28 protein-coding genes are annotated in these 26,891 nt (G+C 75.0%); 16 read left to right on the forward strand and 12 right to left on the reverse strand.

Features of this window, described 5'->3' with window-relative positions; all coding sequences use genetic code 11:
* The first annotated feature begins 92 nt into the window (after window positions 1-92).
* Entirely contained in the window at window positions 93-584 is a 492-nt protein-coding gene (locus ACFYNX_RS12270; RefSeq protein WP_365543645.1) for a PaaI family thioesterase, read from the forward strand.
* A 40-nt stretch (window positions 585-624) separates the two neighbouring features.
* On the opposite strand, the gene ACFYNX_RS12275 is transcribed toward ACFYNX_RS12270, so the two are convergent.
* On the reverse strand, window positions 625-990 hold the full coding sequence (locus ACFYNX_RS12275) for a luciferase family protein (RefSeq protein WP_365543642.1): 366 nt from the start codon (window positions 988-990) through the stop codon (window positions 625-627).
* Between the two features lie 256 nt (window positions 991-1,246).
* Here ACFYNX_RS12275 and ACFYNX_RS12280 point away from each other — a divergent pair, with 256 nt between their 5' ends.
* Entirely contained in the window at window positions 1,247-1,831 is a 585-nt protein-coding gene (locus tag ACFYNX_RS12280) for a nucleosidase (RefSeq protein WP_365543640.1), read from the forward strand.
* Between the two features lie 15 nt (window positions 1,832-1,846).
* On the opposite strand, the gene ACFYNX_RS12285 is transcribed toward ACFYNX_RS12280, so the two are convergent.
* On the reverse strand, window positions 1,847-3,028 hold the full coding sequence (locus ACFYNX_RS12285; protein ID WP_388660605.1) for an alpha/beta hydrolase family protein: 1,182 nt from the start codon (window positions 3,026-3,028) through the stop codon (window positions 1,847-1,849).
* 636 nt (window positions 3,029-3,664) lie between these two features.
* Here ACFYNX_RS12285 and ACFYNX_RS12290 point away from each other — a divergent pair.
* Window positions 3,665-4,789, forward strand: coding sequence for an LLM class flavin-dependent oxidoreductase (locus ACFYNX_RS12290; protein WP_388660608.1), 1,125 nt, complete (start codon window positions 3,665-3,667; stop codon window positions 4,787-4,789).
* Entirely contained in the window at window positions 4,786-6,150 is a 1,365-nt protein-coding gene (locus ACFYNX_RS12295; protein WP_365543632.1) for an NtaA/DmoA family FMN-dependent monooxygenase, read from the forward strand. Before ACFYNX_RS12290 ends, ACFYNX_RS12295 begins: the two co-directional genes overlap by 4 nt.
* Window positions 6,151-6,185: 35 nt before the next feature.
* Here ACFYNX_RS12295 and ACFYNX_RS12300 read toward each other — a convergent pair whose 3' ends face one another.
* From ACFYNX_RS12300 to ACFYNX_RS12310, 3 genes are read right to left on the reverse strand one after another with little or no spacing between them, the layout of a single operon-like run.
* Window positions 6,186-7,298: a PP2C family protein-serine/threonine phosphatase gene (locus ACFYNX_RS12300; RefSeq protein ID WP_388660611.1), complete on the reverse strand. Its 1,113-nt coding sequence runs from the start codon at window positions 7,296-7,298 to the stop codon at window positions 6,186-6,188.
* Between the two features lies 1 nt (window position 7,299).
* A complete protein-coding gene (locus ACFYNX_RS12305) occupies window positions 7,300-8,844 on the reverse strand; it encodes an MFS transporter (protein WP_388660614.1) in 1,545 nt (514 codons plus the stop codon).
* Window positions 8,841-9,401, reverse strand: a complete 561-nt coding sequence (locus ACFYNX_RS12310) for a TetR/AcrR family transcriptional regulator (RefSeq protein WP_388661536.1) — start codon at window positions 9,399-9,401, stop codon at window positions 8,841-8,843. Before ACFYNX_RS12310 ends, ACFYNX_RS12305 begins: the two co-directional genes overlap by 4 nt.
* Before the next feature lie 502 nt (window positions 9,402-9,903).
* Here ACFYNX_RS12310 and ACFYNX_RS12315 point away from each other — a divergent pair.
* The 5 genes from ACFYNX_RS12315 to ACFYNX_RS12335 all read left to right on the forward strand — a co-directional run bounded on the left by ACFYNX_RS12315 (window position 9,904) and on the right by ACFYNX_RS12335 (window position 14,728).
* Window positions 9,904-10,488 (forward strand): TMEM165/GDT1 family protein, encoded by a 585-nt coding sequence (locus ACFYNX_RS12315; protein WP_365543623.1) that lies wholly within the window; start codon window positions 9,904-9,906, stop codon window positions 10,486-10,488.
* A gap of 123 nt (window positions 10,489-10,611) precedes the next feature.
* A complete protein-coding gene (locus ACFYNX_RS12320; RefSeq protein WP_365543620.1) occupies window positions 10,612-11,229 on the forward strand; it encodes a TetR/AcrR family transcriptional regulator in 618 nt (205 codons plus the stop codon).
* Complete coding sequence (locus ACFYNX_RS12325; RefSeq protein WP_365543617.1) at window positions 11,213-12,862, forward strand: acyl-CoA dehydrogenase family protein; 1,650 nt, start codon at window positions 11,213-11,215, stop codon at window positions 12,860-12,862. Before ACFYNX_RS12320 ends, ACFYNX_RS12325 begins: the two co-directional genes overlap by 17 nt.
* A 116-nt stretch (window positions 12,863-12,978) precedes the next feature.
* Window positions 12,979-14,325, forward strand: a complete 1,347-nt coding sequence (locus tag ACFYNX_RS12330) for a M20 family metallopeptidase (RefSeq protein ID WP_388660617.1) — start codon at window positions 12,979-12,981, stop codon at window positions 14,323-14,325.
* Window positions 14,326-14,410: 85 nt separating this feature from the next.
* A complete protein-coding gene (locus ACFYNX_RS12335; RefSeq protein ID WP_125667428.1) occupies window positions 14,411-14,728 on the forward strand; it encodes a cupin in 318 nt (105 codons plus the stop codon).
* A 21-nt stretch (window positions 14,729-14,749) separates the two neighbouring features.
* Here ACFYNX_RS12335 and ACFYNX_RS12340 read toward each other — a convergent pair whose 3' ends face one another.
* On the reverse strand, window positions 14,750-15,259 hold the full coding sequence (locus tag ACFYNX_RS12340) for a tetratricopeptide repeat protein (RefSeq protein WP_365543611.1): 510 nt from the start codon (window positions 15,257-15,259) through the stop codon (window positions 14,750-14,752).
* A gap of 169 nt (window positions 15,260-15,428) precedes the next feature.
* Here ACFYNX_RS12340 and ACFYNX_RS12345 point away from each other — a divergent pair, with 169 nt between their 5' ends.
* Window positions 15,429-17,039, forward strand: coding sequence for a poly(3-hydroxybutyrate) depolymerase (locus ACFYNX_RS12345; protein WP_388660620.1), 1,611 nt, complete (start codon window positions 15,429-15,431; stop codon window positions 17,037-17,039).
* A gap of 100 nt (window positions 17,040-17,139) precedes the next feature.
* Here the strand turns inward: ACFYNX_RS12345 and ACFYNX_RS12350 are convergent, their stop codons facing one another.
* Entirely contained in the window at window positions 17,140-18,543 is a 1,404-nt protein-coding gene (locus ACFYNX_RS12350; protein ID WP_388660623.1) for an Ig-like domain-containing protein, read from the reverse strand.
* 179 nt (window positions 18,544-18,722) lie between these two features.
* Window positions 18,723-19,208 (reverse strand): SRPBCC family protein, encoded by a 486-nt coding sequence (locus ACFYNX_RS12355; protein WP_365543603.1) that lies wholly within the window; start codon window positions 19,206-19,208, stop codon window positions 18,723-18,725.
* Between the two features lie 185 nt (window positions 19,209-19,393).
* Between ACFYNX_RS12355 and ACFYNX_RS12360 the strand changes: the two genes are divergently transcribed.
* The 6 genes from ACFYNX_RS12360 to ACFYNX_RS12385 all read left to right on the forward strand — a co-directional run bounded on the left by ACFYNX_RS12360 (window position 19,394) and on the right by ACFYNX_RS12385 (window position 23,865).
* Window positions 19,394-20,002: a PadR family transcriptional regulator gene (locus tag ACFYNX_RS12360; protein WP_388660626.1), complete on the forward strand. Its 609-nt coding sequence runs from the start codon at window positions 19,394-19,396 to the stop codon at window positions 20,000-20,002.
* A gap of 158 nt (window positions 20,003-20,160) precedes the next feature.
* Window positions 20,161-20,610 carry a peroxiredoxin gene (locus ACFYNX_RS12365; RefSeq protein ID WP_365543598.1) on the forward strand — a complete coding sequence of 150 codons (450 nt, stop codon included), beginning with the start codon at window positions 20,161-20,163 and terminating at the stop codon, window positions 20,608-20,610.
* Window positions 20,611-20,734: 124 nt separating this feature from the next.
* Window positions 20,735-21,133: an SHOCT domain-containing protein gene (locus ACFYNX_RS12370; RefSeq protein WP_365543595.1), complete on the forward strand. Its 399-nt coding sequence runs from the start codon at window positions 20,735-20,737 to the stop codon at window positions 21,131-21,133.
* Between the two features lie 127 nt (window positions 21,134-21,260).
* The gene (locus ACFYNX_RS12375) at window positions 21,261-21,704 is read left to right on the forward strand and encodes an RrF2 family transcriptional regulator (RefSeq protein ID WP_388660631.1); all 444 of its coding nucleotides are present in this window, start codon (window positions 21,261-21,263) and stop codon (window positions 21,702-21,704) included.
* Between the two features lie 73 nt (window positions 21,705-21,777).
* The gene (locus ACFYNX_RS12380; protein ID WP_388660634.1) at window positions 21,778-22,965 is read left to right on the forward strand and encodes a globin domain-containing protein; all 1,188 of its coding nucleotides are present in this window, start codon (window positions 21,778-21,780) and stop codon (window positions 22,963-22,965) included.
* A 117-nt stretch (window positions 22,966-23,082) separates the two neighbouring features.
* Window positions 23,083-23,865 (forward strand): rod shape-determining protein, encoded by a 783-nt coding sequence (locus tag ACFYNX_RS12385; protein WP_388660637.1) that lies wholly within the window; start codon window positions 23,083-23,085, stop codon window positions 23,863-23,865.
* Between the two features lie 75 nt (window positions 23,866-23,940).
* Here ACFYNX_RS12385 and ACFYNX_RS12390 read toward each other — a convergent pair whose 3' ends face one another.
* From ACFYNX_RS12390 to ACFYNX_RS12405, 4 genes are all read right to left on the reverse strand, one after another.
* On the reverse strand, window positions 23,941-24,312 hold the full coding sequence (locus ACFYNX_RS12390) for a peptidase inhibitor family I36 protein (protein WP_388660640.1): 372 nt from the start codon (window positions 24,310-24,312) through the stop codon (window positions 23,941-23,943).
* Window positions 24,309-25,031: a hypothetical protein gene (locus tag ACFYNX_RS12395; RefSeq protein ID WP_388660643.1), complete on the reverse strand. Its 723-nt coding sequence runs from the start codon at window positions 25,029-25,031 to the stop codon at window positions 24,309-24,311. The genes ACFYNX_RS12390 and ACFYNX_RS12395 overlap by 4 nt, the downstream gene beginning before the upstream one ends.
* A 418-nt stretch (window positions 25,032-25,449) precedes the next feature.
* Window positions 25,450-26,235, reverse strand: a complete 786-nt coding sequence (locus ACFYNX_RS12400; RefSeq protein ID WP_388660646.1) for a polysaccharide deacetylase family protein — start codon at window positions 26,233-26,235, stop codon at window positions 25,450-25,452.
* Between the two features lie 231 nt (window positions 26,236-26,466).
* Entirely contained in the window at window positions 26,467-26,844 is a 378-nt protein-coding gene (locus ACFYNX_RS12405; protein ID WP_388660649.1) for a hypothetical protein, read from the reverse strand.
* Window positions 26,845-26,891 lie beyond the last annotated feature (47 nt).

Here is a 26,891-nt window from a genome sequence, read left to right on the forward strand (position 1 = left end):
CTAGCCACCTGACTGCGTCGTTGACAGTCAGCTTTCACGACGGCTAGCTTCGCCGGAAAGAGTCAGCAGGTCGAGTCGGGCGGAGAGTGGTCATGGAGCGGACGCGCACGGTCGAGTGGGAGGACCCCGCGGCTTCCGCGCGGGCCGCGGGGACGATGGCGGGGCTGGACTTCCTGCGGGAGATCGCCGCCGGGCGGCTGCCGGGGCCGCCGATCGCCTCGCTCCTCGGCTTCGACCTCGAAGAGGTGGAGGACGGGCGGGTGGTGTTCTCCTTCGAGCCGGCCGAGGAGCACTACAACCCGATCGGGAGCGTGCACGGCGGCGTGTACGCGACGCTGCTCGACTCGGCGGCCGGATGCGCGGTGCACTCCACGCTCCCCCGGGGCACGGCCTACACCTCGCTCGACCTGTCGACCCGTTTCCTCCGCCCGATCACGACCGCCACCGGCAAGGTCAGGGCGGTCGGCACGGTGCTGACCCGGGGGCGCCGCACGGCGCTCGCGGAGGCGGGGCTGTACGACGCGGAGGACCGGCTGCTCGGTCACGCGACCAGCACGTGCCTGCTGTTCCCGGTCCCGGCGTAGGGCCTGTCCGCGTCGCGCGGACGTGACACGGGGCCGGGGATCAGCGGACGCCGGGGACCGGGCGGGTGCGGGTGCAGCCGTCCGGGACGGCGTCGGGGACGCCGCTGGCCTGGAGGGCGGCGCTCACCAGGGTGGCGAGGAGGTCGATGTCGGACCCCATGTCCAGACGGACCGTCACCCACCCGGATCCGGCGCGCAGCCGGACGGCGCTCGATCCGAGGAGGGCCGGGCGCAGTCTGGCGATCATGGCGCGGGTCAGGTGGACGTCGGCCTCGTGTTCACCGTGGAAGTGCACGATCTCCTGCGTCGCGGTGCCCAGTCCGACCTCGGCGCCGCAGTGGGCACGGCCGGGGGTCAGCGAGGGCCAGCTCATCAGACGTTCACTGGCATGCCTGGCCGTGTTCATACGAGGAGCGTGCCGGGCGCCGGGGCCGCGCACAAGCGTCCTGCGGAAAGAATCCGGCCGACACGCGGAACGGGCCGCCGGGAGGGTCCTCGCGACCGTGCGTCACGGCGGCGCGTGGGAGGGAAGTGACCCCGCGTCACGATGAGCGGGATGCGGTCGGCCGTCGTCCGGTGCTCCCTTCCCGCTCGTGGGGCGGGCGGCTCCGGGGTCCCTCCCGGTTGTACGGCGGACGGGTCGCCGAACTAGCGTGACCCCCATGGAACTCTTGGGAGAGATCACGGGCGACCGCCCCCTGCTGGTGCTCGCCGTCAAGGAGGAGGCGCAGTTCCTCGACACGGGGCTGCCGGTGCTGCTCACCGGCATGGGCAAGGTGAACGCCGCGACCGCGCTGGCGACCGTGCTCGGCCGGGGGCCCCGGCCGTCCGGGATCGTGAACCTGGGGACCGCCGGGGCGCTGCGGCCGGGCCTGACCGGGACGCACGTCGTCGGCACCGTGGTGCAGCACGACTTCGACGGCCGGCTGCTCGCGATGCTGACGGGCGAGTCGTACGGGGCGCCGCTGACGCTGCCGGACGGCGGTGACGTGGTCCTGGCCACCGGCGACACCTTCGTCTCGGACGAGGTCGCCCGCGCCCGGCTCGCGGAGCAGGCGGCCCTCGTCGACATGGAGGGGTACGCCCTCGCGCACGTCGCCGCGGTCACCGGAGTGCCGCTGCGCCTCGTGAAGCACGTCAGCGACGAGGCCGGGGAGGGCGCCGCGCGCACCTGGCGCGAATCGGTCGCCGGGTGCGCGCGGGTGCTGGCCGACTGGGCGGCGGCGAACGTTCCGTACCGCTCCTGAGGGCCCGTGCCCCGGTCAGGGGTTCTGGAAGTGCGCCTCCGGGTCGGCCGCGGACGGGCCGTCCAGGACCGGTCGCGCGAGTCCGCGCAGGTGCCGGTCGAAGAAGGCGGAGACGTACGTCCGGGTGAGGGCGACGGCCCGGTCGGCGGGCAGCTCCGTCCCGGGCAGGCCGAAGTGACGCGAGATCACGGGGCCGTCCGAGAAGGAGAAGTGGTCCGACCCGGCCAGCGTGATCCAGCGCTTCCAGCCGTCGAGCGCGGACCACGTCCGGTCCCAACTGGTGTCGGCCCCGCCGGGCAGGTGCGTCTCGTCGTGGGTGCCGAGCATCATGAACGGACGGCCCCGCAGGCCCTCCGCCGGAAGGTCCTCCCAGAAGGCTCCGTCCATGTTGATCCCGGCGTCGATGCGCCGGTCGGCCGCCATCGCGGTGGCCGCGCTCGCCCCTCCGATGGAGTGGCCCGCCATGCCGATCCGGCGCGCGTCGACGGCGTCGGCGTGCCGCCAGGCGGACCGGGGGCCGACGAGCCGGTCCAGGACGTACGTCATGTCGGCGGCGCGGGTCGAGGTGACCACGCTCCCGTGCACCCCGCCCTCGTCGAGGGCCGTGCAGGCGACGCAGGTGAGGGTGCGGCCGCCGGGGAGGCTGATGCCGTACGACTCGTAGGCGTGGTCGACGGAGGCGACGACGTAGCCGCGCGAGGCGAGGTCCTCGGCGAGGGAGGTGAGCGTCCAGCGGGAGACGCTGAAGCCCGGGGACAGGAGCACCAGGGGGTGGCGGCCGGGCGCGGGCCGGACGTCGGTCCTGCTGTGGGTGCGGGTCCGGGCGAGCACGTCGCCGGAGACGCCGGGCCCGAGCTGCTCGGCGAGCAGCCGCGCCTCCTCCCGGGTGGCGTACGGGGCGGGGGCGCCGCCGCCGGAGCGCGCGGCCGGGTAGTGGAGCGTGACCATGAGTGCCCGCCCGTCGGCGGTGGGCACCCAGGGGTCGGTGCGGGACCGGTCGACCAGCGGCAGGACCGTGCTGCCGACGGCGTGCGGTCCGGTGGGCGCGGGAAGGACGGCGGGCCGCGCCGGCTGCTCGGCCGCCGTGCGCGCGCCGGGGGCGGGGGCGTCGGGGACGGCCGCGGTGGCGACTCCGGCCGTCAAGGCGAGGGAACAGGTGAGGACGGTGGCCGCGACGGCCCTGGTGAGACGAGTCATGCGAGCACGCTAGGCGCCGGCGGCGGCCCGGCGCGTCCGCCCGTGGGCTCACTTCCGATCAACCTCGGGTCGGAGACGGAATCCGGCCCGTCACCCGCGGGTATCCCTGCCCCGTGCCCGCGCCGCCGTCCGCGGGTACCCCTGTCCGACGCACGGGCGTTCCCGCGAGTGCCGGTCTCCGGCGGTCCTTCAACTCCCTTCCCCCGCGCCCGTCCTGACGCACCGGCCGGCCAGGGGATCCGCGCGGCAAGACGACCTTGACAGCGTGGAAGGACGCCTGCCTATGGTGAGGGGTCCTCGCCCGCGTCGGGGTGGGGCCCGGGACCAGGGGGAGGCGCACGTGCTCACAGCGACCACGGCGCCGCACGCCCCGGCCCGGACGGGTGCCCGGCTCGTCTGCCGCCGGCACGTCGACTTCTGCCGCACCGCGTCGGCCATCTGTCCTTCCCCGCGCGTCTGACCCCGCCCCGCGGGTCCGCGCGTCCCGTCGCCCACCCGGCGCGGGACGTCGCGGCGATCCCGCCGCGCCCGGGTCCGTCCGCGCGTCCCCTGACGTCCCGTCGCCCGGCCCCGCGCAGCCGTGCCCCCGTGCCGCTGCCGTGCCGCCGTGCGCCCCCGCCGTTCGGAAGGACTCCCATGCCCCGCCCCCCTCTGCACCTGGCCGTCGAGATCGACGGCGAGGGTGCCCACCCCGCCGCGTGGCGCCGTGCCGCGCACGCCCCCGGAGAGCTGCTGAGCCCGCGCGGGCTCGCCCGGACCGCGGCCGCCGCCGAGAACGCCGGGTTCACCCTGATCACCCTGGAGGACTCGATCCTGCCGCCCGGTTCCGCCGACGGCACCGGTCCGGTGGGCCGGATCGGCGCGGTGGAACGGGCCGCGTTCGCGGCCGCGTCGACGAGCGTCCTCGGCATCGCCCCCGTCCTGGCGACCACGTACGCCGAGCCGTTCCACGTCTCCTCGCAGATCGCCTCGCTCGACCACGTCTCGGCCGGCCGGGCCGGCTGGGTGGTGGGGACCGAGGAGGATCCGGCCGCCGCGCGCGCCTGGGGGCGGCCGGTCGTCGAGGGCGCCGACGCGATCGCCCGCGAGGCCCGCGACGGCCTCCGGGTCGTACGGGACCTGTGGGACTCGTGGGAGGACGACGCGGTGATCCGGTCGGTGGCCACCAGCCGCTACCTGGACCGGTCGCGGCTGCACTACGTGGACTTCGCGGGTGAGACGTACTCCGTGAAGGGGCCCTCGATCGTGCCGCGCCCGCCACAGGGCCGGCCCGTGGTCCTGGCCCCCGCCGGTCTCGTCCCGGCCGAACTGACCGACGTGGCGCTCGTCGGCGGTTCGACCCCGGCCGAGGCGGGCGCGGCGGCCTCGGCGGCCGGCGCGCCGCTCGCCTTCGCCGAGGTCGAGGTGGCCCTCGACACCCCGCGCGAGACGGCGCGGGAGCGGATCGCCGACCTGGAGCGGTACGCGCCGTGGGAGGGCCGCCCCGACCGGCTGCGGTACACCGGTCCGGCCGCCGGTCTGGTGGAGCTGCTCACGGAGCTCGGCGGGCACGTCGACGGGGTGCGGCTGCGTCCGCTCGTCCTCGACGAGGACCTCGCCGTGCTCTCCCGGCTCGTCCTGCCCGAGCTGTTCGTGCGGCGGCTCGCGGCCCGGCCCCTGCCGGGCACCACCCTCCGCACCTCCCTGGGCCTCCCCCGGCCCCTCAGCCGCTTCACGACCGCCGGCGCCGCCGCCACGCCCGTTCCGGAGGAGACCCGATGACCCGCACCGACCCGAACGACGTCCCGCGCCCGGACGCGCAGTTGCACTTCGGGGTGTTCTTCCAGGGGGTCAACCACTGGACGATCTGGTCGGACCCGTCCAGCGGCTCGCAGATCGACCCCGCCTCCTTCCTGCGGGTGGCCAGGACCGCCGAACGCGGCCTCTTCGACGCCTTCTTCCTCGGCGACGGCCTGCGGCTGCGCGAGTCGGAGGGAGGCGTCCACGAGCTGGACGTGGCGGGCCGGCCCGACTCGATCACCCAACTGTCGGCGCTCGCCGCCGCGACCGAGCGGATCGGGCTCGTCTCCACCTCCAACACCACCTTCAACGAGCCGGGCGACCTCGCCCGGCGGCTGGCCGGCCTCGACCTGCTCTCCGGAGGCCGGGCCGGCTGGAACGTGGTGACCACGCACAACGCCTGGACCGGCGAGAACTTCCGGCGCGGCGGGTTCCTCGACCACGCCGACCGCTACCGGCGCGCCGAGGAGTTCCTGTCCCTCGCGCGCGCCGTGTGGAACGGCTGGGCACAGGACGCGGTGGCGGACTCCACCGAGGCCCGCTCCTGGTCGGTCCCGGGGGCGGTGGGACGCGTACGGACGGAGGGCGCCCACTTCGACGTCGACCTGGCACCGACCCTGCCGCGGAGCGCCCAGGGCCATCCGGTGATCTTCCAGGCGGGCGACTCGGGGGACGGCCGGGACTTCGCGGCCCGCAACGTGGACGTCATCTTCTCCGCCCACGGCACGGACTTCGACGACGCCCTCGCCTTCGCCGAGGACGTCCGGCGGCGGCTGCGGGCGGTCGGCCGGGCCGAGGACGCGCTGCGGATCCTGCCGGGCACGGAGATCGTCATCGGGGCGACCGAGAAGGAGGCGGAGGAGAAGGCCCGCTGGGTGCGCCTCGAACAGGTCACGCCCGCGGTGGCGCTCGGCATCGCGAGCCGGCTGTGGGGCTTCGACCTGGCCGGGCGGGACGCCGACGGGCCGCTGCCCGCCGAGGACCCGGTGGTCGCCGCGTACCAGGGGAAGTTCGGCACGCGCTGGGTGGACGATCCCCGGGCGGTGGTGGCCGAGTGGCGGGCGAAGGCCGACGCCAACGGCTGGTCGCTGCGCGAGACGGTGATCGAGCTGGGTCCGCAGCGCGGGCACGTCGGCACCCCGGCCGGGCTCGCCGAGAAGTTCGCGCGGTTCGTGCGGCACGGGGCGCTGGACGGTTTCAACGTCTCGCCGTACCTGGTGCCGGACGGGCTCGACGACATCGTGGAGCTGCTCGTTCCGGAGCTCCAGGAGCGGGGCGTGTACCGGACCGCGTACACGGGGACGACGCTCCGGGAGCACCTGGGACTCGCCCCGGTGGCGTGACGCCGGTCCCCTTCCGGGGGAGGGCCGTTCGGCGCTCAGGGGGTGTCGGCGGGGCGGACCACCAGGAGGGCGGCCACGTCGTCGCCGAGACCCCCGGCGCTGTGGGCGGCGAGGTCGCGGTGGAGACGGGCCAGGAACTCCGGGGCGGGCTCGCGGCTCCCTTCCCGCATGCGGGCCTCCACCGGGTAGAAGACGCCGTTCCGGTCGCGGGCCTCGCTGACGCCGTCGGTGTAGAGGAGCATCCGGTCCCCCGGGCCGAAGGGGACCTCCTCGATCCGGTGGCGGCTGTCGGCGAGGCCCGTGAGGTTGACGGGCAGCGAGGGGGCGGCGAAGCGCACGGCCTCCACCTCGTTCCCGTGCTGGAGGAGCGGGGTGGGGTGGCCGAGGCTGAGGAACCGCGCGACGTCCCGGTCGTCGGGGAGTTCCACGAGGACGACGGTGGCGAAGCGTTCCGCCGCGTCGGAGCCGGGGTCGCGGGGGTCATGACGGGCGAGCCCCTCGTCGAGCCGGTCCGCGAGGGCGGCCAGGTCCGGGGCGTCGTGGACGGCGGCGCGGAACGCGCCGAGCAGGACGGAGGCGGTCTCGACGGCGCCGAGGCCCATGCCCTGGACGTCACCGAGCATGACGCGCACGGCGCCGGGGACCCTGGCGGCCTCGTAGAAGTCGCCGCCGACCTGTGCCTTGGCCGCGGCCGCGACGTACAGCAGGTGGAGTTCGAACCGGCCGAGGCGCTGGGGCAGGGGGCGCAGCACGACCCGCTGGACGACCTCGGCGACGGCGGTGAGGTCCCGCAGCTCCTGTTCGCGGCGGGTGCGCACCCTGCTGGCCCAGGCCGAGGCGGCGGTGACGATCACGAGGACGGTCTCGCTCGCGAGGGACTCCGGCAGGGGGTCCCCGCCCCGGTTGAAACTGAGCAGTACGCGCACCGCCATCGCGAGCAGTCCGATGCCGACCGTCCCGCGCACGCCCCAGGTGACGGCGGCGAGCGGGGGCGCGGCGACGAGGAGGCGGTCGAAGCGCTCCCGGTCGGGGGTGAACGCATCGGCGAGGGCCGTCAGGAGCACGACCAGGAAGGGCAGGGTCCGGCCGATGGCCAACTGGACGCGTGCCGCCGTGCCTGCGCGGCCTCGGGAACCGGCTGTGGGCATTTCATGATCGTACGCAGGACCGTCGGCCGGACCGGGGCGCCGCCGGGTCCGGGCGTGTCCCCCGGCGGGCGGTGCGGGGCAGGGCGAGGGCGGCGGGCAGGGCGAGGGCGGCGATCGCCGCCAGGGCCGGGAGCGCGGCGCCCCGGGCCGGGACGAACCCTCCGTCCGGTACGAGGGCGAGCAGGAGGGTCGCGGTGGCGACGCCGAGCGCCGGGCCGACGTTCATCGCGGTCTGCTGGAGGCCTCCGGCGACCCCGGCGTGGGCCTCGGGGGCGCGGTGCAGGACGACGGAGGTGGCGGTGACCATGAGCGTGACGAAGCCGGCGCCGAGGAGGGCGGCGCAGCCGCCGACGGGGAGGGCTCCGGCCGTGGCGTCCAGGCGGGAGAGCAGCAGGACGCCGAGCGTGAGCAGGGCGGCGCCGGCCGTCGCCGTGCGGCGGGGGCCGAAGCGGCGCTGGAGGGGCGGGCAGAGGGGCGCGCCGAGCACCATGAGGAGGGCGAGCGGCAGGACCCGCAGCGCACAGGCGAGGGGGTCGAGCCGCTGGACGTCCTGGAGGAAGTACGTCGCCACGAACAGCGAGCCGAAGAGGGCCGCCGAGGCGGCGAGGAGCGCGGCGACCCCCGCGACGACGGGCACGCTCCGGAGCAGCTCCGGGGGCAGCAGGGGGCGGGCGGCGCGGCGTTCGTGCCGGGCGAGGGCGATCGCGGCGACGACCGCCCCGGCGCACGCGAGCACGCCGGAGCCGATGCCGCCGGGACGGGCGGTCTCGACGAGCCCGTGGACCAGCAGTCCCAGGGCCACGGCGAGCAGCAGGGCACCGGCCGGATCGAGCGCGGTGAGACCGGGGGCCGGCAGTTCGTGGGCCGCCCGGTCGTAGGCCTTCCGGTCGCGGGCCGCCCGGTCGTAGGCCTTCCGGTCGCGGGCCGCCCGGTCGTGGGCCTTCCGGTCGCGGGTTGGCCGGTCGTGGGCCTTCCGGTCGCGGGCCTCGGCTACCGGTTCCCGGGTCGCGAGGGCCAGGAGGCCGATGGCGAGGGTCGGCGGGACGCTCAGGAGGAAGACGGAGCGCCAGCCGCACGCGGAGACCAGCGCGCCGCCCACGAGCGGTCCGGCGGCGGCCGCGAGGCCGATGACGGCGGTGCGGACGGCGATCGGGGTCGCGAGCCGGTCGGGCGGGAAGGCCGTGCGCAGCATGCCGAGGGTGGCGGGCTGGAGCAGGGCCCCGCACACCCCCTGGAGCACGCGCAGCGCGATCACGGCTCCGATCCCGGGGGCCAGGGCGACGCCGGCGGAGGCGAGGGCGAAGCCGAGGGCGCCGACGGCGAAGGTCCGGCGGTGGCCGTGGCGGTCGCCGAGGCGGCCCGCGAGGACCAGGAGGCTCGCGACGGCCACGAGGTAGCCGGTGCCGGTCCACTGGACCTGGCCGACGTCGGCGTGCAGGTCGCGCTGGAGGGCGGGTTGGGCGACGGTCAGGACCGTGCCGTCGAGGGCGACGACGGCGGCCCCGACGACGCTGCACGCGAGGACGGGGGTGCGGCTCCGGTTCACGGGGCGGGCTCCGCGGGCCCGACGTGGGCGTCGAGGGCGGCCGCGAGCAGCGGGGCGGGGTCGGTGCCGCCGGTCGCGAGCGGGAGGCTGCCCCAGTACCAGAGCTGGGCGATGCCGTGCAGATTGGCCCAGAGCGCGCCCGCGACGACGACGGGGTCGGCGCCGGGGCGGACGCGGGCGACCAGCTCGGTGAGCCGGGCGAAGAGCGGCAGGCTCGTCTCGCGCAGTCCGAGCCGCCCGCTCTCCAGCAGGTCGTGCCGGAACATCAGCTCGTACATGCCGCGCCGCGACCCGGCGTGGTCGAGGTAGACGCGGGCGAGGAGTGCGATCCGCTCGCGCGGCCCGGCGTCCTCGCGGTCCTCGGCGGCGACGCGGGCGGCCAGCTCGGCGAAGCCCTGCCGGGCGATGGCCGACAGGAGGTCGAGGTGGGTGGGGAAGTGGCGGCGGGGGGCGCCGTGGGAGACGCCGGCGCGGCGGGCGATCTCGCGCAGCGAGAGGGCCTGGGCGCCCTCGGCGTCGACGAGCGCGACGCCGGCCCGGACGAGCCGCCCGCGCATCCCGTCACCCGCGTGGTCGTCGCGCGACCCGCCGCCCGTGCCGCCGTCGCTCGTACAGCCGTCACCGTTGTCGCCGTCACCGGTGTCGCCGTCGCGCGGCCCGCCACCCGTGGGGCCGTCGTACGTTCCGGCGCCCATGTGTTCGCCGTGCGGTCCGCCGTCCTCCCGGCCGCGTCCTTCGTCACCCTCGTGATCTTCGCTCATGGACACTGTCTACCAAGTCGGAGTAGACACTGTCTACCCACTCTCGCGCCCCGGTCCGTTACACTGGTCGGCAGCGAAGGGGAGTAGCCCTGCGAACCGGTCGTCGACACACTGGAACCCCCGGGTTCCCGGTGACCGGGTCCACGCACGACGTGGACGGGCGAGACCTTCGGCCAGGCATCAACCGCGTCCGCGCATCCGTGGGCGTGGTCCGTCATGCCGGGCCGAGTGGTCCTCCCGTCGCCCACCGAGGTGCCGTGCGGGGCCCGGAGGCCCGGACCGAGCAGAGAGCCCCGGTATGCACCTCGACCCCTTGGCGATCCTCACCGCCTTCGGGCTGATCTTCCTCGCCGAGCTTCCCGACAAGACGATGTTCGCGTCCCTCGCCATGGGCACGCGCATGCGTCCGCTGTACGTGTGGATCGGCACCTCCACCGCCTTCCTGGCCCACGTCGCCATCGCGGTGGGCGCCGGCAGCCTGCTCGGGCTGCTCCCGGGCTGGATCGTCAAACTCGTCTCGGCGCTCCTGTTCGGCTTCGGCGCCTTCATGCTGCTGCGCGGCGGGGACGACGACGAGGGCGACGACACGGGCGGCCGGACGGTCACCGGCTTCTGGCCGGTGTTCTCGACCGCCTTCACGGCCGTGTTCATCAGCGAGTGGGGCGACCTGACCCAGATCACCACCGCCAACCTGGCCGCCACCAACGGCACCTGGTCGACGGCGATCGGCGCGTTCGCCGCCCTGACGAGCGTCTCCGCCCTCGCCCTGGTCGCGGGCCGCTTCATCGCGAAGCGCGTCCCCCTCAAGACCGTCCAGCGCGTCGGCGGCGTGTGCATGGCGGGCCTCGCGATCTGGTCGCTCGTCGAGGTCTTCACCGGCTGACGTCCTCCCCGTCGCTCCCCTCGCCCCACTGCCCCGCCGTCCTCCGCAGGACGGCGGGGCAGCCCTTTCCCCCGGCCCGTCCGAACCCTTGATGAAGCAGTGAATCACTGCTTCACTCCTTCCATGCCCTACCGACGCACCCCCGCCGTCCAGGCCCGGCTCGACGCCCAGCGCGGCTCCGTCGTCGAGGCGGCCCTCGGGCTGCTCGCCGAGCAGGGGTACGCGGGGTGCACCGTGGCGGCCGTCGCCGCCCGGGCCGGGATCGCCACGGGCAGCGTCTACCGCCATTTCGACGGCAAGTCCGAACTCGCCGTCGAGCTCTTCCGGACCGTGGTGGGCCGGGAGGTCGCGGCCGTCTCCGAGGCGGCCGGGCACCCCGGACACCGCTCGGCCGCCGAGCGGGTGGTCGCCGTCGTCGAGACCTTCGCCCTGCGCGCCCTGAAGTCGCCGCGCCTCGCCTACGCGCTGCTCGCCGAGCCCGTCGACCCGGCCGTGGACGCCGAGCGGCTCGTCTTCCGGCGCGCGTTCCGGGACGTGTTCGCCGCCCGCGTCGAGGAGGGCGTCCGCTCGGGCGAACTGCCGCCCCAGGACCCCGTCCTGACGGCCTCGGCGCTGGTCGGGGCGGGCGCCGAGGCGCTCGTCGGCCCGCTGGCGGAGGGATCCGTCGGGCCCGGCACCGTACCCGCACTCGTCACCTTCACCCTGCGAGCACTGGGAGTCCCCGATGCCGACCACGCATGAGGTCACCAACCAGGTCCCCCCGCTGACCGGTCACGACGCCTCCGCCGACCCCGCGCTCCTGGAGTCGCTGCGCCGGGAGGGCGCCGGCTGGGCCGAGGCGGAGGTCCGCGAGCTGGGCGTACGGGCGGGTGGCGCCGAGGCCCAGGAGTGGGGGCGGCTCGCCGAGCGCCACTCCCCCGTCCTGCACACCCACGACCGGTACGGCCACCGGATCGACGAGGTCGAGTTCCACCCGTACTGGCACTCCCTGATGGACGTGGCCGTGCGGCACGGGCTGCACGGCGCGCCCTGGGCCGACGAGCGGCCCGGCGCCCACGTGGCGCGCGCGGCCAAGGTGTTCGTGTGGGGGCAGGCCGACGCCGGGCACCTGTGCCCGGTCTCGATGACGTACGCCGCCGTGCCCGCGCTGCGTGCCCGGCCGGAGCTCGCCGAGGTGTACGAGCCGCTGCTCACCTCCCGGTCGTACGACTTCGGGCTGCGGGTGCCGACGGAGAAGCGCGGGATCATCGCCGGGATGTCGATGACCGAGAAGCAGGGCGGTTCGGACGTCCGGGCGAACACGACGCGGGCGGTTCCGGCGGGCGAGCCCGGTCTGTACGCGCTGACCGGCCACAAGTGGTTCACCTCGGCCCCCATGTCCGACGTCTTCCTCACCCTCGCGCAGGCCCCCGGCGGGCTCTCCTGCTTCCTGGTGCCGCGCGTCCTGCCGGACGGCACCCGCAACGCGATCCGCCTCCAGCGCCTGAAGGACAAGCTGGGCAACCGGTCGAACGCCTCCTCCGAGATCGAGTACGAGGGCGCCCTCGGCCGACTGGTCGGCGAGGAGGGGCGCGGGGTGGCGACCATCATCCGGATGGTCAACATGACGCGGCTCGACTGCGCCGTCAGCTCGGCGTCCGGGATGCGCCTCGGGCTCGTGCACGCGGTCCACCACGCCACGCACCGGAGCGCGTTCGGGGCGCGGCTCGTCGACCAGCCGCTGATGCGGAACGTCCTGGCCGACCTGGCGGTGGAGGCGGAGGCGGCCACGCTGGCGGCGCTGCGGCTCGCCGGGGCGGTGGACCGGGCGGCGCGCGGCGACGCGGAGGAGGAGCAGGTGCGGCGGCTCGGCCTCGCGGTCACCAAGTACTGGGTGTGCAAGCGGGCGCCCGCGCACGCGGCCGAGGCCCTGGAGTGCCTGGGCGGCAACGGCTACGTGGAGGACTCGGGCCTGCCGAGGCTCTACCGCGAGTCGCCGCTGCCCTCGATCTGGGAGGGCTCGGGGAACGTGGCCGCCCTCGACGTGCTGCGGGCCATGGCCCGTCAGCCGCAGGCGGTGGAGGCGTACTTCGCGGAGGTCGACCGGGGTGCGGGCGCCGACCGGCGCCTGGACGCGGCGGTCGCCGGGCTCCGCAAGGAGCTCGCGGGGCTCGGCGACCCGGACGCGGCGGCGTACGGGGCACGGCGGCTCGTGGAGCGGCTCGCGCTCGTCTTCCAGGGCTCGCTGCTGGTCCGGCACGGGAACCCGGCGGTGGCGGACGCGTTCTGCGCCTCGCGGCTCGACGGCGACCGGGGCCTGGCCTTCGGCACGCTTCCGGCGGGCGTGGACACGGCGTCGATCATCGGGCGGAGCGGCCCGGAGGCGGCGGTCTGACGGGATCTCCTTCCCCGGGTTCCCGCCGTGCTCCCTCCCCCTTCCGGTGGCAGGCTGGGGAAGCACGTCCCGGTGGCAGGCCGCGGGGCACGGCGGAGCGCGAGGGAGGAGTCCCGTTGGACGGCGAGGCGACGCACGAGGAGCTGGACGCGCGGGCGGCCGGGGTCGCGGAGCGGGTGGTGGCCTGGCGGCGCCGTCTGCACCGGCATCCGGAGCTGTCCAACCGCGAGGTGGACACGGCCCGTCTGGTGGCGGACCACCTGCGCGGCCTCGGGCTCGACGAGGTCCGTACGGGCATCGCGGGCCACGGGGTCGTGGGGGTCCTGCGCGGCGGGGCGGCGGGCGGGCGGGTCGTGGCGCTGCGGGCGGACACGGACGCGCTGCCGGTGCGGGACCTGTGCGGGGCGGACTTCGCCTCCGAGGTGGTGGACGCCGACTATCCGGGCGGCCCGTTCCCGGTGTCGCACGCCTGCGGCCACGACTGCCACACGGCGATGCTGCTCGGCGCGGCGACGGTCCTCTCGGAGGTCCGCGACCGGCTGCCGGGGACCGTCCTGTTCGTCTTCCAGCCCGCCGAGGAGGGCCCGCCGGTGACCGAGGAGGGCGGGGCGCGGGCGATGGTCAAGGCGGGCGCCTTCGCCGACCCGGTGCCGACGATGGTCTTCGGGATGCACGTGACGCCGTACCCGGTGGGGTACGTGGGGTACAGGACCGGCAACCAGTACGGAGCGTCCACGCTCGTCCGGATCGTCGTCACCGGCCGGCAGACGCACGGCTCCACGCCCTGGCAGGGCGTCGATCCGATGCCGGCGGCCGGCGCGATCCTGACGGGCATCGGGCAGCTCTACCGGCAGGTCTCGGCCTTCGACCCGGTGACGGTGTCCATCGGGCACGTGGAGGACGTCGGCCGCTTCAACATCGTCGGGGAGACGGTGACGCTGTGGGGCACGATCCGCACCGCCGTCGAGTCGGACATGGCGGAGGTGCGGCGGCGGCTCACGACGCTCGTGGAGCACTCGGCGGCGGCGTACGGGGCGACGGCCACGGCGGAGTACCTCCAGCCCGTGCCGCCCGTGCACAACAGCGGGCCGTGGGTGGCGGCCGGGCTCCCGACCTTCCGCCGGGTGGCCGGCGAGGGGCGCGTGGTGGAGACGGGCGGGACGCTCGGGTACGACGACGTCTCCGAGTTCGTACGGCGGTTCGGCGGCCTGTACGTGACGCTCGGCGTCCAGGACGCGGCCCTGGACGCGTCGGGCCGGCCGGTCCCCGTGGAGGGCGGGCGCGGTCTGGTGACCAACCACAACCCCGGCTTCTACGCCGACGACTCCGCCCTCGTCACCGGTGTCCGGCTGCACGCGCACGTGGCGTACGACCACCTGAGGGGAGCCCTCGTCCCCCGGGAGGAGAGCCCCGACGCGGGCGGGCGGCTTCCGGCGCGGCGACCGCCGGCACGAAGGACCTGAGCCGGGCGGCGGCCTCGACTTGCGTCCTCGCCGTCACACGGGAGGCTGGGGGTATCCGCCCGCGCACCCCGCAGGGAGAGACATGATGCCGGACCTCACCGCCCTCGCCGACGAGCACCTGGCCGCGGCCCGCACCGCGCCGCACGGGCGGAGCGCCCATCTGGTGATGCACGACGGAGTGCTCCGGCAGACCGTCATCGCCCTGACGGCGGGCACGTCCCTGGACGAGCACAACGCGCCGCCGGCCGCGAGCCTCCAGGTGCTGCGGGGCCGGGTGAGCCTGACGGCGGCCGACCGGGCGGAGGAGCTGCGGGCGGGCACGCTGCGCATGATCCCCAAGGAGCGGCACGGGCTGACCGCCCTGGAGGACGCGGTGGTCCTCCTGACCGCCGTGAACGACTGAACCGGCCCTCCCCGCTCCCGGTCACCCGGTCGCGTCGAGGTCCTCCGCGTAGTGCTCGACGGCCGCCCTGTACGCGCGGACGGACGGGTCCTCGCTGGTCGCGGCGAGCAGGCGCAGCAGCAGGGCGACCGACTCGTGGTGGCGGCCCGTGTTGTAGAGGGCCATCGCGAGGAAGGCGCGCAGGGCGCCGTCCTCGGGGAACTCCCCGACCGCGCGGGTCAGGAGGGCGACCGCGTCCTCGTACCGGCCGAGCACCCGGTAGGTGCTGCCGAGGCCGAGGAGGGCGCCGCGCCGGTCGTCGGGCGCGAGCCGGCCGGTGGCGTCGTCGAGGGCCCGTTCGTAGTACGGCACGGCCTCCGCCTCCAGGCCCAGGACGTCGTGCGCCCAGGCCGTCTGGTAGGCGACCCCGGGGTCGTCCGGCCACCGGGCGGCGAGCCCGGCGAGCCGCTCGCGGGCCTCTTCCCTGCGGCCCGCCTCGCGCAGCGCGACCGCCTCGGCCAGCAGGCCGTCCCTCTCCTCGTGGTGCTCCATGGCGCCATCCTCGCAGCTCGCGCCGGAGGTCCCCGCTCCGGATGCCAGGTGACGGGGCGCCATAGCGGGCGGGCCGGATTGTGGCGTCCTCACCCATGGAGGACGGCTCCGGGGAGGCCGTAGCGTCCCGGCCGATCCCCCGTCAGGAACGAGCCGTCCGGGAGCCCCCATGCGTTCACCCCGTCCTACCCGCTCGCGCGGGCCACGCCGTCTCGCGGCGCTGCTGCTGTGCGCCGCCGCGACCCTCTTCCCGACCGCGGGCCCCGCCGGGGCCGCCGCTCCCCCGCCCGTGCCCGGCACGCTCCAGGGGTACGACATCGGCTCCGTGTTCAGCGCGGGCGTCTCGTCCGGCGGGTACATGGCCACGCAGTTGCACGTGGCGTACTCGGGGACGTTCGGGGGCTCCGCGGTGTTCGCCTCGGGGCCGTACGACTGCGCCCGGGGCCAGCTTGCCACGGCGCTCAACGCCTGCATGGACACCGTCCAGGACCTCCAGCTCGCCGCTCTGGAACAGGCCACCCGCGACAGGTCGGCGCAGGGGCAGGTCGACCCGGTGGCGAACCTGTCCGGCGACCCGGTGTACGTCTTCAGCGGGTCGGCGGACAGCACGGTGAAGCGGCCGGTGGTGAACGCCCTCTCCGACTACTACGGGCGGTTCGGCGCCCGGGTCCTCTACGACCGGTCCACGGCGGCGGGGCACGCCTGGATCACCCCGCTCGGCCCCAACTCCTGCGGGGTGACGCAGACCCCGTTCCTGAACAGGTGCGGGACCGACGCGGAGGGGGCGCTGCTCGGGCACCTCTTCGGGTCGGTCGCGGCGCCCGGTTCGGGGACGGGCGGTTCGCTGATCCGCTTCGACCAGAACGCGTACGCGCCCGGCGGTTCGGCCTCGGCGATCTCGATGGGGGCGGAGGGCTTCGCGTACGTGCCGGAGTCCTGTTCCGACGGGGCGCGCTGCCGCCTGCTCGTGGCGCTGCACGGCTGCAAGCAGGGGTACGCGTACCAGGGCTTCGGGACCCGGTTCGTCGAGGGCGCGTACCTCAACGAGTACGCCGACACCAACGACATGATCGTGCTGTACCCGCAGGCGGCGGCCACGGGGACCCTGGAGAACCCGAACGGCTGCTGGAACTGGTGGGGTTACCTCGGTGACACGGCCTACGCCCGGCACGGCGGGAAGCAGATCGAGGCGATCATGGGCATGGTGCGGGCGCTGCGCGGCACCGGGACGCCGCCGCCCCCGTCCGACCGGACGGTGCTGGGCAGCACGGACGCCGAGGACGGTTACGTGAAGGCGGCGGCGGACGGTTCGGGGGCGGCGGTCGGCACCCTGGAGGACGTGTCCGGGCTGGCGCTGGGCCGGGGGGCGGACGGGAAGGTGAACCGTACGGTGGTCTCCTTCGACACCTCGCGGATCCCGGCCGGCAAGCAGGTCTCCCGGGCCTGGCTGACCGTCACGCGGTCGAGCGGCTCGGGCGACCCCTGGGCCTCGCCCGCCGGGAACCGGCTCCTGGTGGACGTGCGGACGGGCTGCTTCGGCGGGTGCGCGGTCGAGCCGGCGGACTGGTCGGCGCCGGCCACGGTGGCGGGCGGCGCGCGGATCGACGCGTTCTCGTCCGGGAGCGCGGTGTCGACGGACCTGTCGGCGGAGGCGGTCGCGGCCCTGAACCGGGGCGGGACCACCCAGTTCCGCCTCGGGTTCTCGTCGGCGCCGGCCGGCACGGCGTACCTCTTCGTGAACCGGGACGCGCCGGTGACGCTGACGGTCGAGTACCGGTAGGCGGCGGCCGGTGAACCGAGTGCCGGTGGGCGGGTACCGGTGAACCGAGTACCGGTACCCGCCCGCCGGTGACCGGCGGGGGTGCGCCGTCGGGACTTGTTCAGAGGGCCGGGTCGAGACCGCCCGCCGCGGGTCCGGGATCCGCGGCGGGGCGGGAGGGGCCCGGCCCGAAGGCGCTGCCCCGCAGCCACTCGGACCAGTCCAGGTTCCAGTCGCCGAAGCCGTTGCCGAAGGGGGGCATGGGCTCCCCGTGGCCGTTGACCACCCGGACGAGGTCGCCCTCGCGCACGGTGCGGAACAGCCAGGCGGCGTCCTCGGTGCTCATGCCGGTGCAGCCGTGGCTGACGTCCTCGCTGCCCTGCGCGTCGAGGGACCAGGGGGCCGCGTGCAGGTACTCGCCGCTCCAGGTCACCCGGATGGCCCAGCGGACCTTCAGGTCGTAGAAGTCGTCGCTGCCCCGGTCGATGCCGATGGAGTCGCCCCGCATGCGGACCACGGGCTCCTTGCCCAGGACGACCTTGGTGCCGCCGCGGGTGCGGTATCCGGCCTTGCCGGTGGTGACCGGGAGGGTGCGGAGCAGCCGGCCGTCGCGGTACACGCGCATCCGGTGGGCGGCGACGTCGGTGACGGCCTCGATCCGGGCGCCGGTGGTGAAGGCGAGGGGACGGGAGGGGCCGCCGTACAGGCCACCGGTGATCCGGGTCCCGTCGAGGCCGCTGTGGACCCGGACGGTGGCGCGGGCGGGCCAGTAGCCCCGGGGCCGGTAGTGGAGGGTGGTGGGGCCGACCCAGTGCCAGGAGCCTTCGACGTGGGGCTCGGCCCGTACGTCGAGGGCGCGTTCGACGGCCCGGCGGGCGCGGGGGTCGTCCGCCGGCACGGGGTGGCTGAGTTCGGCGGTGACCGGTCGGCCGACCCCGTACGTACCGCCGTCGCCGGGTCCGAAGGAGACGGTGAGCCGGTCCCCCGCGGGTACCCCGGCGGTGCGGAAGTCCAGGCGGGCGAGGGCGCGGCGGGAGCCCTCGGTGCCGGTCCGCTCGACGAGGAGCCGGGCGGCGTAGCGGCCTCCCGCCGGGAGCGGGGCGGTGCTGGTCCACCGGGTGCGGTCCGTGCCGACCGTTCCGGCGATCCGGCGGCCGCGCCGGTCGGTGACGGTCACGTCGGCGAGCGCTCCTCCGGTGCGCAGCGTCAGTTCCACCGGCCCGGAGGTCTTCGGGTCGAGGGTGAACGGCGTTCCGGTGAGGACGGGTACGGGCCCGCTCCCGCCGCTCGCGTGCAGCGGGACCGTGTGGCGCAGTCCGGCGCACAGCTCTCCGCCGCCGGCGCAGCCGTCCACCGAGACGACGGCGGGAGGGGCGGAGTCCGGGGCCGAGGCGGCCGGCACGTCCCGGTCGGCGCCTGCGACCGCGTCCGGTCCCGCGGGCGAGGGGGCCGCCGTGGCGGCGAGGACGGCGCCGACCGCGAGGGACAGCGCACCCCACCCCCGTGCGTATCTGCGTGACGACACGTCGGACACCCTCCCCTTTCGCGTGGCGCGCGGTGACGTCGGCGGACGGTGCCGACCCGGGCATCACATCCGATGGGAGGAGAAAAAGATGATCAAGGGGCCGGGCGTGGCGGAGGAGTCGGGCGCGAGACGACTCGAATGGGCCAGTGGGACGGTCGGCGGGGCGGCGGAACTCCGGTTCAGCGGGGCGGCTCCGGGAGTTCCTCGCCGGTCTCCAGAAGGGACTTGAGGCTGGAGACGATCGCGGGCCAGCCCTCGCCGATCAGCTCCTTGATGGTGCCGTCGGGCGCGAGGCCGCCGTGGGTGACCGTCAGCCTGACCGTGTCGCCCGAGGGTTCGATCGCGAAGTCCACCCGGGACCGGGGCTCCGCCGCGAGGCGTTCGTACACCTCGTGCCCGAGGCCGACGGCGTCCGCCCAGGCCGGGGTGAAGGTGTGCCAGGTGTACGCGAGGAGGCGGCCGGGCTCGGCCGCGAGGACCACCTGCCCGGGGTCGGCGGTCCTGCGGCCGCCCTCCTCCCAGACCATGGGGGCGCCGGGGGACCAGTCCGTCTCGAAGGCCACGCCCCAGTAGCGGCGGGTGAGGCCGGGGTCGGTGAGCGCCTTCCAGAGCTCCTCGGGGGTGGTCCGGATGTAGGTGGTGTAGACGAACGTGTCGCTGTCCATCGCGCTGCCCTCGGATCTGCTCCCCCGCGGCTTCCCCTCGCTTCCAGCCTAGGCGGGCGCCGGACGTACGTGCCAGCGAAGGAGGCCGGGGCGCCACGGGCGGGCACCCCCCGCCCGGTCCGATGATCCTTCTTCCGTTGAATAGGTGCGGAAGAAACTATTCAACGGACTGCTAGCGTGTCCGGATGTCCCTCAAGCACGCCGTCCTCGCAGCCCTCCTGGAGGGCGAGGCCTCCGGATACGACCTGGCCAAGATCTTCGACGTGTCCGTCGCCAACTTCTGGGCCGCCACCCCGCAGCAGCTCTACCGCGAGCTCGACCGGCTGGCGGAGGCCGGTCTGATCACGGCCCGGGTGGTGGAGCAGGAACGGCGCCCCAACAAGCGGATGTTCAGCCTCACGGAGTCGGGCAGGCGGGATCTGGCCGCCTACACGTCGACGCCCCCGCGCCTGAGCGCCGTCCGCGACGAGCTGATGGTCCAGGTGCAGGCCTGCGACGAGGGGGACACCGCGGCCGTCCGCGCGTTCGTGGCCCGGCGGATGGAGACGGCCCGGGCGAAGCTCGCCCGCTACGACCGGCTGCGGGAGCGGATGCTCGCCGGCCGGGACGAGGATACGTACCTGGACGGGGCGGAGCGCATCGGGCCGTACCTCACGCTGATGCGCGGCCGGTTCTTCGAGGAGGAGAACCTGCGCTGGGGCGCCCGCGCCCTCGCCGTGCTCGACCGGCGCGCCGCGGCGGAAGCCCTCGAAGGAACGGGGAGGGCCGCGGCCGAGGCGGCGCGGGGGACGTGACGGGTCCCGGGGAGGAGCGGGAAGTGGTCGCGGCCGGGACGACACGGGGGGCGTGACGGGTTCCGAGGGGTGACCGGGGGTCCTACCCTGCGGTAACGTCACCGGCCGGCCGCCGGAGGCTCCGGCGGCGCAGCGGAACGGATCGGGGACGGACCTCCATGAACGTCGGTGACCTCGTCGAGGACTTCAGCCTTCCGGACGAGACGGGCGCCCCGCGCTCCCTGACCGGGCTGCTGGCCGAAGGGCCGGTCGTCCTCTTCTTCTACCCGGCGGCGCTCACCCCCGGCTGCACCGCGGAGGCCTGCCACTTCCGCGATCTGGCGGCCGAGTTCCGCGCCGTCGGCGCGCTGCCCGTCGGGGTGAGTTCCGACGGGGTGGAGCGGCAGCAGGAGTTCGCCGAGCGGCACTCCCTCGGGTACCCCCTGCTGTCCGACCCGGACGGCACCGTACGGGAACGGTTCGGCGTCAAGCGCGGGTTCTCGCTCGCGCCGACGAAGCGGGTCACGTTCGTGATCGGCCAGGACCGGCGGGTGCGGGAGGTCGTGCGCAGCGAGCTGCGGATGAGCGCGCACGCGGATCGCGCGCTGGCCGCCCTGCGCGACGCCTGAGCCGCGCCGGTCCGCGCTCCGTCCGGGCCGCGGGCCGCCACGACGTGCGGGGGTGCGGCGCCCGAGTGAGACTCGGCCCAAGGGCCGGTCTCCCCCGACCGGCGCCGGAACGGAGCGTGCGGACATGGACGACTACCCCCTGCTCAACCTCTTCTGGACCATGCTGTGGTTCTTCCTGTGGATCATGTGGCTGTTCCTGCTGTTCAAGGTGGTCACCGACATCTTCCGGGACCACGACCTGCACGGCTGGGGCAAGGCCGGCTGGCTGGTCTTCTGCATCCTGCTCCCCTACCTCGGGGTGCTGGTCTACGTCATCGCCCGCGGCAAGGGGATGAGTCGACGCGACGCCAAGCAGGCGAAGGACAGCGAGGCCGCGTTCCAGGACTACATCCGCAAGGCCGCCGGGGCGCGGGGCGGCGGTACGAGCGCCACGGACGAGCTGGCCCGGCTGGCCGATCTGAAGGACAAGGGCGCCATCACGGCGGAGGAGTTCGAGAGGGCGAAGGCCAAGGTCCTGTCCTGAGCCGCCGGTGGGCTCTTTCGGGGGAAGCGGGCCGATCACGGGTGGGCGGCACCCACGTCGTCGCGGTGCCGCCGACACCTCACCCCCTGAATGCGCATCTGAAATACCTCTTTGATACGGTCATGCCGTGAGGCTGACGAAGTTCACCGACCTGGCGCTCCGTGCCGTGATGCGCCTGGCGGTCACCGCGCAGGAGGAGTCCGTCACCACGCGGGAGGTGGCGGAGTCGATGGACGTGCCGTACGCCCACATGGCGAAGGTGATCACCCGGCTCCAGCACCTCGGCGTGGTCGAGGCGCGACGCGGTCGCGGCGGCGGTCTCGCCCTGACGGAGCTGGGCCGGCGCTCGTCGGTGGGCCGGCTGACGCGCACCCTGGAGGGCGAGGAGGAGGTCGTGGCCTGCGAGGGCGACCCGCCCTGCCCCCTCAGGTCCGCCTGTCGGCTCCGGGGGGCGCTCCGCGAGGCGCAGGAGGCGTTCTACCGGGTGCTCGATCCGCTGACCGTGGCGGAGCTGGTGTCCTCGCCGACCGGCCCCCTCCTCCTCTCGCTCTCCCCCCGCCCCACCCCCTGACCGCGCACACCACCGGTGCGCGCTCTCCTTCACCCTTAAATAGGTAGATGATCTACCAGATTGCGAGTTCCCCATGCTGTCCGAGCAGGCCGCCCCGGTCGTCCGCGCCACCCTGCCCGCCGTCGGCGGCGCCCTGGACCGGATCACCGAGCGCTTCTACGGGCGTCTCTTCGCCGCCCGCCCCGAGCTCCTGCGCGACCTGTTCAACCGGGGCAACCAGGCCAACGGCGAGCAGCGGCAGGCGCTCGCGGGCTCCATAGCGGCCTTCGCCGTGGCCCTCCTCGACCACCCGGACCGGCGCCCGGACGCGATGCTGGCGCGGATCGCGCACAAGCACGCCTCGCTCGGGGTCACCTCGGAGCAGTACAAGGTCGTGCACGAGCACCTCTTCGCCGCGATCGCGGAGGTCCTCGGCGACGCGGTGACGCCCGAGGTCGCACGCGCCTGGGACGAGGTGTACTGGCTGATGGCCAACGCCCTCGTCGCCGTGGAGGCCCGGCTGTACCAGGAGGCCGGTGTCCCCGAGGGGCAGGTCTGGCGGTCGATGCGGATCGCCGAGCGGCGGGAGGAGACGGCCGACACGGTCTCGTTCGTCCTGCGCCCCGCGGACGGGAGCCCCACGGGCGCGTTCCGGCCGGGCCAGTACGTGAGCGTCCGGGTCGCCCTGCCCGACGGCGCCCGGCAGATCCGCCAGTACAGCCTCTCCGCCGCCCCCGGGCGCCCGCAGTGGCGGATCACGGTGAAGCGGGTCGACGGCGACCCGGCGGGCGAGGTCTCGTCCTGGCTGCACGCCCACGCCCGCGAGGGCGACGCGGTCGAGGTGTCGGCCCCGTTCGGCGACCTGGTCCTGCCCGGGGGCGACGGCCCCCTGCTGCTCGCCTCCGCCGGGATCGGCAGCACCCCGATGCTGGCGATGCTCGACCACCTCGTGGAGACCGGCTCGACCCGCCCCGTCGCGGTCGTGCACGCCGACCGCGCGCCCGCGTCCCACGCGCACGCCGCCGAACTGCGGCGCCTCGTGGACGCGCTGCCGCAGGGGACCCTGCACCTCTGGTACGAGGAGCCGGACGACTCCGGCGCCCGTCCGGGCCGCGCGGACGTCACCGCGCTCGACCTGCCGGCGGGCACGACCGCGTACCTCTGCGGGCCGCTGCCCTTCCTGCGCGCCGTGCGCGGCGACCTCATCGGCCGGGGCACCGCCGCGGCCGACATCCACTACGAGGTCTTCGGCCCCGACCTGTGGCTGGGCGCCGAAAGCTGAGCCGTTCCGGCGAACTCCCTTCGATCTCCAACCAGCATGGCGCTGCCGCTACGGATACTGCATAGTGAGGTGCCATGTCGGCCTCGCATTCAGCGGGTCCGGGAGGAAGGCGCGGAAGTGACGGAGACGGTGGGTTCGTTCGGGTCGGCACACGGCGGCCGAGGCACCGGGCGGCCGGTACGCGGGATCGCCCTCGACATCGGCAGCTCCCGGACCCGCGCCTGGTCCCCCGGGGCGGGCGTCTTCGCGGACGTGCCGAGCGGTCCGGTGCTGCGCGGCCGCGTGACCGACGCGGACTCCCAGCTCCGGCTGCTGCGGCGCCTGACGGCCGGGGCGCCGGGCCACGACGGGCAGCACGACACCGTGGTGATGCTGGCCCACCCGGTGCTCGCCGGCCGGGAGGAGCGGGAGGCGGTGAGGCGGGTGGTGGACGGTCTCGGCGCGGTGCGGGTCTTCGCCGTGGACAGCGCCCGCGCCGCGGCGGCCCACGCGGCCCCGCCCGGCGACGGCCCGCTGCTCGTGGTCGACCTCGGTGCGCAGCTCACCGAGGTCACGCTCGTCGTGGACGGCCTCGTCACGGACGCCCGGCTCGCCGAGGTCGGCCTCGACGACCTGCCGGACCCGGGGAGCGCCCCGGACCCGGTCGCCGGGACGGCGGCCGATCTGGTGAGCGACCTGTGGCGGCGCGACCGCACGGGCGCCGTGCGCGGGGCGCTGCGCCGGGGCGTCCTGGTGACGGGCGGCGGCGCCCTGCGCCTCGACGTGACCGGCCGGCTGGCCCATCTCCTGCGGGCCCGCCTCCGCCTGGCCAACGACCCGTCGACCAGCGTCGTCCGCGGCGCGGGCCTGATGCTGGCCTCCGCCCTCCGCCACCCGACCGCCTCCCCCTGCCCAAGCTGACACCGCCGGGATCCGACACCGGCCGGGGCGGAGGCGGTCGGGGCCGAGGCGGTCAGAGGCCGGGGCGGTCCGGGGTCAGCAGCCGGTCGCCCAGATGTGGGAGTCGCCGCGGTCGTTGGCGGCACCGCTGTATCCGACCTCCTGGCCGGGGCCGAGACAGATGGTCATGCCACCGCCCTGCCAGGCGTTCTCGTAGACGCGGACGTGGTCCTTGATGCCGGGGCCGGAGATGCCGTGGTTGGCCCAGGAGGAGTCGGTGTCGGAGATCCAGCTCTCCCACCAGCCGTCGTCTCCGCTCCAATTGGCGCGCTGACCGCCGAAGTCGGCCTCCTGCCAGACGCAGAAGTTGCCGCTGGGGCATTCGGCGGCTCCGGCGGAGGAGGCGAGGGCGAGACCGGTGGTGGCGGCGAGCAGAGCCGCGACGGTGGCGGTGAGGATTCGCTTCACGGGAGGGTGTGGCCTTTCTGCGGATGGGTCGGGTGGGTGGGTGCGGGCAGTTCGGCCGCCCGCCGCAGCGCGCGGTCGCGCAACTGCCGGTACGTGGTGAGCTCGTCGCGGTGCAGGGCGCGCACGGCGACCAGCTCGGCGGACTCCAGTCGTGCGCGTACGGAGTCGAGTCCGGTCTCGCGGGCGCAACGGGCGGCGACGGCCGGGGCCGGACGGTCGGGGCGGGGCCGGCCCGGTGGTGCCACGCATCCGGTCCAGCGGGCGAGGGCCGCGCGGTGGACCGGGTCGGCGCGCATCCGGTCCTGGGCCTCGGCGCGGAGGTTGTCGACGGTGACCTGGGCACGGAACCAGCGGTGCTGGTCGCCGTAGAGCCGGTGACGGGCGGTGGCGAGGCAGCCGTCCGTGTGGGCGGTGACGGTGGCGCCCGTCGCGAGGGTGACGGAGAGCTCGCGGGGTCCGGCGCCGAAGAGCGCCGCCCGGAAGGCGCGGTCCTCGTCCGGGGCGCGGGGCCTGGCCGCGGGGGTGAGGCCCCGGGCGCTCAGGCAGTCGGCGACGAGGCGACGCTCGGCGGCCTTGAGGAGCTCGTCCCGGGCCGCCTCGGTGGCCGGAACGCCGGACTTCGCGGGCGCTCCGGAGCCGACGGTGGTGCACCCGGCGAGCAGGAGCGAGGCGGCCGCCACCCCGAGGGCGTGGCGGGCGCGCGAAGCAGCACGGAACATGGATCCCCCTGTGATCGTCCCTGGTCGGAGGGCCGGCGAGTGGTCGTGTCACCGGCTCGGGGCGATCATTTCCGGGGCGTACGGCCGTCATTCCGAGGCTCACTCGAACGAGTCGAACGCGCCGGTGCGTGCGCTCCTCGGGCGCTCCTCGGGCGCCGTGGACGTGCCGCGCAAGGGGAGGCGGGAAAGGGGGAGGAACGACAAAGCCCCGGTTGGACGGGGGGTTCCAACCGGGGCCGATCGCCGTGACGGGCGAAGGGCGGTCACCTCTCGGGGGGGAACCTCGGGGACCGGGCCCCTCCGCCGTCACATACGTATGAACGGTAAACCTTTCCCGAATGTTCCGAGAGTTCCCACGTGGGCGATGTGAGGCAGATCACCCCTTTTCGGACGGGTCTTTCCCGGCCGGGCGGGAGGGTCAGTCCTTCTCGGGACGGTAGACGGTGCCGGGCTCCGCCTTTCCGGGGGCGAGGAGCTCCGGCACGGTCACGAAGGTGAAGCCCCGCCGCTTGAGCTCGTCGATGATCGGGGGGACGGCCGGGACCGTGCCGTCGTAGATGTCGTGGAGCAGGATGATCCCGTCGCCGTGCGCCTGCTCGAGGACGCGCTGCTCGATGAGGGCCGAGTCGTCGGTCGAGTAGTCCTTGGCCGTGATGCTCCACAGGATCTGGGCGAGGCCCAGTTCCCGGCTGACGTCGGACACGGTGTCGTCGGTACGGCCCTGCGGCGGGCGCATCAGGGTGGGCTTCCGGCCCGTGATCCTCTCGACGGCGTCCTGGGTGCGCGACAGCTCCTCGCGGACGTCGACGGCGTCGAGATCCGTCAGGATCCGGTGCGTCCAGGTGTGGTTGGCGACCTCGTGCCCCTCGTCGGAGATGCGCTTGACCACCTCGGGGTAGCGGTCGACGTGCTTGCTGCCGAGCAGGAAGAAGGTGGCGGGGACCTGCTTCTCCTTGAGGATGTCCAGGAGCCTGGGGGTGTCCTTGCCCGGCCCGGCGTCGAAGGTCAGCGCGATGCACTTGGCCTTGGTGCAGTCGACGCGGCGGCCCGTGTCGCCCGGCTTGTCGTTCGACCCCGCCTCCTCCCGCGCCTCCTGCGGAGTGAGCGGGTCGACGCCGCAGCCGCTCAGCGTCGTCACCAGCGACGCGGCGAGCAGCAGGGCGACGGTCGTTCCCCCGCGTCGGCGCAGCCTGGATCGGAACATGGTGAAACCCGCTTTCCCCGGTGACGTTCGACAGGGTCGCGGCCACCACCTGGTCAGGGCGGGCCGTGCGACCGAACATGCACACTACACAGGGTGTATACCGAGGGCGACGGCGGGGTCGAGCGGCCGTTCACGGGCGTGCGGGAGCCCCGGGAGCGCCCGTCCGCGTCTCCCGGGGCGTTCTGACGGCGGTGTCTCCTACGGCGACGCCCCGCGCGAGGCGCCCGCCGTTCAGCGGGAGGCGAGCAGCAGGCGCGCCTCCCTCTCCTGGTCGCCGGAGACGGTGTGCCGGGACTGGACCTCGAAGCCGGTGGCCAGGACCCTCTCGACCTCGTCGACGGCGTGGTAGCCACCGGTGAGCGTGACGCCGACCAGGGCGGACAGGTGAGCGGGAGACGCCTCCCGGTGCTCCCCTCCGGCCGTGTCGAACGTGGCCGTCCAGACGGTGGGGGAAGGTCCCTCCGCCGCCTGCGGACCGGGGGCCGTCATGTCCTCCAGTCGGTAGACCGCGTCGAGGACGTCGAAGACGGCCTGGGCGTCCTCCCGACCGCAGTCGCTCAACTGGACGGTGACGTCGGTGTCGATGTGCAGGTCGTACACGTCGCTCATCTCCTCACGGCCCCCCGGTCGCCGGTGACGCCCCGCGCTCCTCGTAC

Source organism: Streptomyces sp. NPDC007872, from assembly GCF_042868165.1.
Taxonomy (GTDB): Bacteria; Actinomycetota; Actinomycetes; order Streptomycetales; family Streptomycetaceae; genus Streptomyces.

What these genes read in the sequence shown, in the direction of transcription:
- ACFYNX_RS12290 (WP_388660608.1), top strand. Translation starts at nt 3,665, where the DNA reads ATGCCCCGCCCCCCTCTGCACCTGGCCGTCGAGATCGACGGCGAGGGT.
- ACFYNX_RS12300 (WP_388660611.1), bottom strand. Translation starts at nt 7,298, where the DNA reads ATGCCCACAGCCGGTTCCCGAGGCCGCGCAGGCACGGCGGCACGCGTC.
- ACFYNX_RS12360 (WP_388660626.1), top strand. Translation starts at nt 19,394, where the DNA reads ATGTCCCTCAAGCACGCCGTCCTCGCAGCCCTCCTGGAGGGCGAGGCC.
- ACFYNX_RS12275 (WP_365543642.1), bottom strand. Translation starts at nt 990, where the DNA reads ATGAACACGGCCAGGCATGCCAGTGAACGTCTGATGAGCTGGCCCTCG.
- ACFYNX_RS12335 (WP_125667428.1), top strand. Translation starts at nt 14,411, where the DNA reads ATGCCGGACCTCACCGCCCTCGCCGACGAGCACCTGGCCGCGGCCCGC.
- ACFYNX_RS12340 (WP_365543611.1), bottom strand. Translation starts at nt 15,259, where the DNA reads ATGGAGCACCACGAGGAGAGGGACGGCCTGCTGGCCGAGGCGGTCGCG.
- ACFYNX_RS12365 (WP_365543598.1), top strand. Translation starts at nt 20,161, where the DNA reads ATGAACGTCGGTGACCTCGTCGAGGACTTCAGCCTTCCGGACGAGACG.
- ACFYNX_RS12310 (WP_388661536.1), bottom strand. Translation starts at nt 9,401, where the DNA reads ATGCGCGGGCGGCTCGTCCGGGCCGGCGTCGCGCTCGTCGACGCCGAG.
- ACFYNX_RS12355 (WP_365543603.1), bottom strand. Translation starts at nt 19,208, where the DNA reads ATGGACAGCGACACGTTCGTCTACACCACCTACATCCGGACCACCCCC.
- ACFYNX_RS12395 (WP_388660643.1), bottom strand. Translation starts at nt 25,031, where the DNA reads ATGTTCCGTGCTGCTTCGCGCGCCCGCCACGCCCTCGGGGTGGCGGCC.
- ACFYNX_RS12295 (WP_365543632.1), top strand. Translation starts at nt 4,786, where the DNA reads ATGACCCGCACCGACCCGAACGACGTCCCGCGCCCGGACGCGCAGTTG.
- ACFYNX_RS12270 (WP_365543645.1), top strand. Translation starts at nt 93, where the DNA reads ATGGAGCGGACGCGCACGGTCGAGTGGGAGGACCCCGCGGCTTCCGCG.
- ACFYNX_RS12285 (WP_388660605.1), bottom strand. Translation starts at nt 3,028, where the DNA reads ATGACTCGTCTCACCAGGGCCGTCGCGGCCACCGTCCTCACCTGTTCC.
- ACFYNX_RS12405 (WP_388660649.1), bottom strand. Translation starts at nt 26,844, where the DNA reads ATGAGCGACGTGTACGACCTGCACATCGACACCGACGTCACCGTCCAG.
- ACFYNX_RS12315 (WP_365543623.1), top strand. Translation starts at nt 9,904, where the DNA reads ATGCACCTCGACCCCTTGGCGATCCTCACCGCCTTCGGGCTGATCTTC.
- ACFYNX_RS12370 (WP_365543595.1), top strand. Translation starts at nt 20,735, where the DNA reads ATGGACGACTACCCCCTGCTCAACCTCTTCTGGACCATGCTGTGGTTC.
- ACFYNX_RS12380 (WP_388660634.1), top strand. Translation starts at nt 21,778, where the DNA reads ATGCTGTCCGAGCAGGCCGCCCCGGTCGTCCGCGCCACCCTGCCCGCC.
- ACFYNX_RS12345 (WP_388660620.1), top strand. Translation starts at nt 15,429, where the DNA reads ATGCGTTCACCCCGTCCTACCCGCTCGCGCGGGCCACGCCGTCTCGCG.
- ACFYNX_RS12400 (WP_388660646.1), bottom strand. Translation starts at nt 26,235, where the DNA reads ATGTTCCGATCCAGGCTGCGCCGACGCGGGGGAACGACCGTCGCCCTG.
- ACFYNX_RS12325 (WP_365543617.1), top strand. Translation starts at nt 11,213, where the DNA reads ATGCCGACCACGCATGAGGTCACCAACCAGGTCCCCCCGCTGACCGGT.
- ACFYNX_RS12280 (WP_365543640.1), top strand. Translation starts at nt 1,247, where the DNA reads ATGGAACTCTTGGGAGAGATCACGGGCGACCGCCCCCTGCTGGTGCTC.
- ACFYNX_RS12320 (WP_365543620.1), top strand. Translation starts at nt 10,612, where the DNA reads ATGCCCTACCGACGCACCCCCGCCGTCCAGGCCCGGCTCGACGCCCAG.